Genomic DNA, 6,827 nt, shown 5'->3' with positions numbered 1-6,827 from the left:
CGCACGCCGCACGGCAACGTCAACGTCAACGTCAACGTCAACGTCAACGTCTACGTCAACGGGCCCAGGGTGCCGGTCGCTTCTCGAGGAACGCGCGCATCCCCTGCTGTGCCTCCTCCGAGCCGAACAACCGCGCCGACAGCTCGACCAGTTCGTCGGCGTCCTGCTCGAAGGACCGCACCACCTCGGCGTTGGCCAGCCGCTTGGACTGGGCGAGCCCCTGCGGCGAACCGAGCCGCAGGGCGTCCAGCAGCCCCTTCAGCGCGAGGGCGACGGCCTCTCCGGAGTCGGCCGCCTGCGTGATCAGCCCGATCCGGGCCGCCTCGGCGGCGTCGAAGACCTCGCCGGTCAGGTAGTAGCGGGAGGCCGCGCGCGGGTCCAGCTTGGGGCGCAGCGGCAGCGAGATGACGGCGGGGGCCAGGCCGAGCCGGACCTCCGTGAACGCGAAGGTGGCGGCCGGACCGGCCACCGCCAGGTCGGCCGAGCCGACCAGCCCGAGGCCGCCGGCCCGGACGTGACCGTCGATGGCGGCGATGACCGGCTTGGCGCAGTCCACGATCGCCCGCTGGAGGTCGACCAGACCGCGCGGCCCGACGGTCGGGTCGGCCCCCGTCGCCTCGGAGAGGTCCGCACCGGCGCAGAACACCTTGCCGGCGTGGGTCAGCACGACCGCGCGCACCTGCGGGTCGGCCGCCGCGGCGGCGAGGCCGGCGGTGAGCTCGGCCATCAGCCGCGTGGAGAGCGCGTTGCGGTTGTGGGGCGAGTCGAGGGTGAGGGTGGTGACGGCGTCCTCGGTGGTGACGTGGACGAGAGGCACTTCGCGGGTCATCGGTGCGGTCCTGCTTTCCGGCTGAGGGTGGGTCGGAGGGGCGCCCGCCGTCCGGTGGGGCGGCGCCCGGACGACTCTGGCACGCCCACCCTCCGCTCGACCAGAGCCACCCGTGCCCGGCGCGGGAAATCCGGTGGCGGTCCGCCCGCCCTGCGCGGTGGAGTCGCGCCCGGGCACCCGGGCCCGATCCGGAAAGGCACTGGTGCGGTGATCACCCGTCGGCCACGATGAGCCCATGACCACCGAACCCGGGCGGAAGACCGCCCACCTCACGCACATCGCCGAGCCTCCCGGCGTGGCCCCGGGCACCGGCTACACCCAGGTCGTCACCGGTACCGGCCGGCTGGTGGCCGTCTCCGGCCAGGTCGCCTTCGACGAGGAGCGGCGGCTGGTCGGCACCGGCGACCCGAAGGCGCAGGCGCGGCAGATCTTCGAGAACATCCGCCGCTGCCTGGCCGCCGCCGGGGCGGACTTCTCCGACCTCGTCAAGCTCACCTACTTCCTCACCGACATCGGGCACCTGCCCGCCGTCCGCGAGGCCCGGGAGGAGTTCTTCGGTGACATCCCGCTCCCCACCAGCTCGGCGATGCAGGTCTCGGCGCTGTTCCTGCCCGAGGTGCTGATCGAGATCGAGGCACTCGCGGTGGTGCCGGAGTAGTTCCCGGCGCGGCCGCCGCATCCGGCGCCGGGCCTCCGGCACCGGACACGGCGGCGCTGCGCGGGCGGTACGGCGCGGGGGCGCGGGCGCAGCTGCACCGGCTCGGTCACCGCGCCCGGCCGCCGCCCGAGGCCCACCGGACGGCGGGCCCCATGGCCAGGCCCGCGGCGGCGAGCAGTGCGCCGAGGGCGGCCCAGCCTGCCAGGCCGTACCCGATGACGACGGTCGAGACCACCGCCGGTCCGATCATCAGCGCGGCAGAGTTCCCCGCGTTGTAGACACCCTGGTAGGCACCGTGCGCCCGCTCGCCGGCCAGGTCGTAGCTGAGCGCCCAACTGCCGGCCTGGCTCAGCACCTCGCCGATCGCCTGGAGCGCCACGCCCACCAGCAGCACCACGGCGGCGATCGGGGCCGGCGCGCCGTGGGCGAGTGCGAGCACCAGGCACGAGGCGGCCAGGATCAGCCCGGCCCGGCCGCAGACCCGGGCGGCGGCGGCCGGGTCCTCGGTGCCCCTGGTGGCCCGCACCTGGAAGGCGATCACCAGCACGGTGTTGACGATCAGGGTGCCGGCCACGGTGATCCGCGGCGCGTCGGTCTGCTGGACGATCCAGAGCGGCACGCCCACCTCCAGCATCGCGAACTGCAGGCCGAGCACCGAGCTGAGTGCGGTCACCACCAGGAACGGTCCGTCCCGCAGTGCCGGGTTCCGGCTGCGCGTCCGCGCCCCCTCCGGCGTCCGGAGCCCCTCCTCCGCCGGCCGCTCGCGCCCCGCGCCGCCCGGCCCGGGCACGGCCAGCCGCAGGAACAGCACCGACACCACCAGGTAGGTGGCGGCGTCGGCCAGGATCGCCGTCAGATAGGCGGGCCGCGAGTCCAGGTGGAGGGCGACGGCGCCCACGCCGGTGCCGAGGCAGAGGCCGACGTTGGTCACCACCCGCAGGTAGGCGCGGCCCGCGACCCGCTTGTCGGCGGGCAGCACCTGGGCGTACAGGGCATTGCGGACGGCCGATCCGCCCCGGTCGGCGGCGGCCACCAGGCAGGCCAGGGCGACGAACGCCGGATAGCCGTCCACCAGCGTGTAGCCGGCGGTGCCCAGACCGGTGAGCGCGACCAGCACCACCAGGATCCGCTTCGCCCCCCAGCGGTCGGCGGCCCGCCCGGCGGGGACGCTCGCGACGACCCCGCAGAGCCCGGCGGCGGTGAGCGCGAGACCGAGCTGGGCGGCGCTCAGGCCGAGGACACCGGTGAAGAACAGCACGCCGACGGAGAGCGAGAGCCCGCTGCCGACGGTGTTGAGCAGGGTGATCCCGGCGAGCCGCCGGACCATCGGGTCGGGGTGCAGCAGCCGGGCGGCCCGGGACGGCCGGGGCCCGGGCTTCGCGGGCGGCCCCGGCGGACCGCCGGTCGTGCCGCTTCGGCCGATCCCCCCGGTCCCGCCGGTCCCGCCGATTCCGTCGCTTTCGCCGTCCTGGCCGTTTCCGGGCAGGCCGGAGGTGGGTGCGGCGGTCGCCGCCGGTGAGGTGGTCATGCCCACGATCACACCCCGAGACGGCCCGTCCGCAGTACTGATTTAGGCTGGGCCTAAAAGCAGCCGGGGAGGGGGCCGCGTGCACCGGTTCAAGCTCGGCCTGGCCGACCTGGCCACCACCTGGTTCGCCTGCTCGCCGATCCAGGAGGCGTCGCTCAGCCTGCGGATGTGGACCCATCCCGGCGTCTACGCCTTCCAGTCGCCCGCCTTCGAGCGCCTCCGGCCCGCCTTCGAGCGGCTGGACTCCACGCTGCTGCTCTCCCTGGTCTCGCCCAACCGCTGGGTCCCGGACTTCCTGACCCCGCGCCCGGTCACCCCCTCGCCCGACTTCCGCACCGAGCTGGCCACCGTCCGGGCACTGCCGCCCGAACAGCTGCGCCCTGAGCTGGAACTGACCTTCCAGCTGGACCGCCGGCCGATGCCCGCCGTCCTGGCGGACGGACTGGCCGATCCGGCCCGGCTGCTGGCCCGGATCGCCGACGCGCTGGAGGAGTACTGGGAGTGCTGCCTGGCGCCGGGCTGGTGGCCGCAGGCCCGCGCCGTGCTGGAGGCCGACCTGGTCTACCGGGCACGGGTGCTGGCCCAGCAGGGGGCCGCGGCGCTGTTCGCCGACCTGGACCGGCGGCTGCACTGGGCGGACGGCCTGCTGTCGATCAACCGGCACTGGTCGGACGGGGACGGCGAGATCACCGTGGACGGGCGCGGCCTGGTCCTGGTGCCGACGTTCTTCGCCCGGGGCGCGATCACGATGATCAGCAACGACCGTGCACCGCAGATCAGTTACCCGGCACGCGGCCAGGCCGGCATGGCCGACCCCCGACCGCCGGCCACTCCGCGCGCGCTGGAACAGCTGCTCGGCGCACCGAAGTCGCGCCTGCTGACGCTGCTCGCGGAGCCGGCCACCACCACCGATCTCGCCTACCGGCTCGGCGTGACCGCGGGCGCGGTCAGCCAGCACCTGGCCGTGCTGCACGCGACCGGCCTGGTGACCCGGGCCCGGCACGGCCGATCGGTGCTGTACGCCCGCAGCCCGCTCGGCGACGAGCTGGCCGGCGACCCGCGCCGCCGTCCCTAGTCCCGCGCGAGGCACGGGCGGACCCCGCCCGGGGCGCGTTCGAACCGTGCGCCGGCCCCGTCCCGACCTGGCCCGTCAACTCCCCACTGGTACAGACCTGTTGACGCATTGGTCCAGTCCTCCTACAGTTCCCATGCCCCGTCTCCCCACAAACGCGGGCATCGATCGGCCACGCACCACCCCAGCGCCACGGTCCGATCCGGCACCACCCCGCCCCACCAGGCACCACCCGCACCATCCGTACGGTTCTACGTCACCCTGTCCAACCCCCACAGTCACAGGGAGAACCATGTCCGCTCGACCCCGGGCACACCGCCCGCGCGTGCGCCACAGACTGCTGGCGCTGCTGTCCGTCCTGCTCCTCCCGCTGGCCGCGATCACCGCGCTGGCCACACCGGCCAACGCCGCCGGGAAGCTCACCGCCACCTTCACCACCGAGAACAACGGGTCCTGGTGGAAGGGCACCTACATCGTCCGCAACGACAACGCCGCCGCCGTCTCCGGCTGGACCCTGGAGTTCGACCTGCCGGCCGGCGTGACCATCCAGAACAGCTACAACGGCACCGCGACGGCCAACGGCCGCCACATCACCGCCACCAACGCGTTCTACAACGCCAACGTGCCCGCCCGCGGCACCACCGAGCCGTACAGCTTCTGGTTCGTCGCCAACGGGCCGGTCGGCACACCGACCGGCTGCCGGATCAACGGCGACAAGTGCGACGGCAGTTCGGACGTCCTGCCGTCCGCGCCCGGCACCCCGGTGGTCACCGACTCGACCGCGCGCAGCCTCGCCCTGAAGTGGCCGGCCGCCACCGGCGGGGACTTCCAGGTCGCCTCCTACGAGGTGCTGAGCGGGGCGACCGTGCTCGCCACCAGCGCCACCGCCGACGCACTGGTCACCGGACTGACCCCGGCCACCAGTTACACCCTGACCGTCCGGGCCAAGGACACCCGTGGCAACACCGGCCCGCTCAGCGCGCCCGTCACCGCCACCACCTTCGACCCGGCCACCGACCCGACCCCGCCCACCGCTCCGACCAACCTCCGCACCACCGCGGTGGGTTCGAGCGAGGTGACGCTCGCCTGGAACGCCGCCACCGACAACCTCCGGGTCGCCGCGTACGACGTCTACCAGGGCGCCACCCTGGTCCGCACGGTGACCGGCTCCACGCTGACCGCCACCGTCAGCAGCCTCTCGCCGTCGACGAACTACACCTTCACGGTGAAGGCCCGGGACGGCGCGGACAACGCCTCGCCGGCCTCGGCCCCGCTCTCCGTCACCACCTCCGACCTGGTGGGCGCCGGCAAGTACGCCCGCGTCGGCTACTTCACCCAGTGGGGCATCTACGGCCGCCAGTACTTCGTCAAGAACCTCGACACCTCGGGCAGCGCGGCCAAGCTCGACGTCATCAACTACGCCTTCGAGAACATCGATCCGGTCAACCTGACCTGCATGGCCGGTGTCACCAGGGGCACCACCGCCAACCCGCAGGACCCTGACCAGGGCACCGGCGCGGGCGACGCCGACGCCGACTACGGCCGCCCGATGAGCGCCGCCCAGTCGGTGGACGGCGTGGCCGACGACGGCTGGGGCAAGCTGCGCGGCAACTTCAACCAGCTGAAGAAGCTGAAGGCCAAGTACCCCCACCTGAAGATCGTCGTCTCGCTGGGCGGCTGGACCTACTCCAAGTACTTCTCGGACGCGGCGGCGACCGACGCCTCGCGGCAGAAGTTCGTCAAGTCCTGCGTCGACGTGTGGATCAAGGGCAACCTGCCGCTCTACAACGGCGCCGGCGGTGACGGCGTCGCGGCGGGCATCTTCGACGGCATCGACCTCGACTGGGAGTGGCCCGGCTCGCCCGACGGCCACGCCGGCAACCACTACAACGCCAACGACAAGGGCAACCTGACCCTGCTGCTCGCCGAGTTCCGCAAGCAGCTCGACGCGCTCGGCGGCTCGCACAAGCTGCTGACCGCCTTCACCCCGGCGGACCCGGTCAAGATCGACCAGGGCTGGGACCTCTCGAAGATCTTCAACTACCTGGACATCGCCAACGTCCAGGGCTACGACTTCCACGGCGCCGGCAGCGACAACTCGTGGGAGCCCAACCGGACCGGCCACCAGGGCAACCTCTACCCGGACGCCCAGGACCCGTACCCGAACCACTTCAGCGTGGACGCGGCGCTGAAGCCCTACCTGGACGCCGGCGTCAACCCGCGCAAGCTCACCATCGGCCTCGCCTTCTACGGCCGCGGCTGGCAGGGCGTCGCCGACGGCGGCGTCAAGGGTGAATGGCAGAGCGCGACCGGCGCAGCCCCCGGCCAGTTCGCCGAGGAGGCCGGGACCCGCGGGTACAACAACCTCATCACCACCTTCCCCAACCTGTCCGTCTACCACGACGAACAGTCCGTCTCGACCTACGGGTACACGGGTGCGGGCGGGCAGTGGTGGACCTTCGACGACACCTGGTCGATCGCCAAGAAGACGGCCTACCTGAAATCGAAGGGCCTGCTCGGCGCGATGATCTGGGAAATGACCGGTGACACTCCGGGCGGCACCCTCATCACGGCGATCGACAACGGGCTCAAGTAGCACCACGGCACGGCCGAGGGGGCCCCGGGGGCCCCCCCCCCCGCGCGGGGGCGCCCCCCGGGCCCACACCGGGGGCCCGGGGCGCCCGGGCCCGGGCGCCCCGGCGTCACCCGCCACCCGGGGGCGCAGGGGGTGGCCCAGCCG

5 protein-coding genes are annotated in these 6,827 nt (G+C 73.3%); 3 read left to right on the top strand and 2 right to left on the bottom strand.

Translation table 11 applies throughout. The features are described 5' to 3' along the window. Positions 1-55: 55 nt before the first annotated feature. Entirely contained in the window at positions 56-829 is a 774-nt protein-coding gene (locus tag ACFWOG_RS38335; protein ID WP_380364149.1) for an enoyl-CoA hydratase family protein, read from the bottom strand. A gap of 235 nt (positions 830-1,064) precedes the next feature. Here ACFWOG_RS38335 and ACFWOG_RS38330 point away from each other — a divergent pair, with 235 nt between their 5' ends. Then, positions 1,065-1,487, top strand: a complete 423-nt coding sequence (locus ACFWOG_RS38330) for a RidA family protein (RefSeq protein ID WP_380364147.1) — start codon at positions 1,065-1,067, stop codon at positions 1,485-1,487. 106 nt (positions 1,488-1,593) lie between these two features. Here the strand turns inward: ACFWOG_RS38330 and ACFWOG_RS38325 are convergent, their stop codons facing one another. Then, on the bottom strand, positions 1,594-3,015 hold the full coding sequence (locus tag ACFWOG_RS38325; RefSeq protein WP_380364145.1) for an MFS transporter: 1,422 nt from the start codon (positions 3,013-3,015) through the stop codon (positions 1,594-1,596). A 79-nt stretch (positions 3,016-3,094) separates the two neighbouring features. On the opposite strand from ACFWOG_RS38325, the gene ACFWOG_RS38320 reads away from it, so the two are divergent. Next, positions 3,095-4,090 carry an ArsR/SmtB family transcription factor gene (locus ACFWOG_RS38320; RefSeq protein ID WP_380364143.1) on the top strand — a complete coding sequence of 332 codons (996 nt, stop codon included), beginning with the start codon at positions 3,095-3,097 and terminating at the stop codon, positions 4,088-4,090. A 289-nt stretch (positions 4,091-4,379) separates the two neighbouring features. Continuing rightward, on the top strand, positions 4,380-6,683 hold the full coding sequence (locus tag ACFWOG_RS38315; RefSeq protein WP_329885273.1) for a glycosyl hydrolase family 18 protein: 2,304 nt from the start codon (positions 4,380-4,382) through the stop codon (positions 6,681-6,683). Positions 6,684-6,827 lie beyond the last annotated feature (144 nt).

This window comes from Kitasatospora sp. NPDC058406 (assembly GCF_042722765.1).
Taxonomy (GTDB): Bacteria; Actinomycetota; Actinomycetes; order Streptomycetales; family Streptomycetaceae; genus Kitasatospora.
Note: the sequence above shows the minus strand (reverse complement) of the source record. Positions and strands in the feature narration are given on the sequence as shown.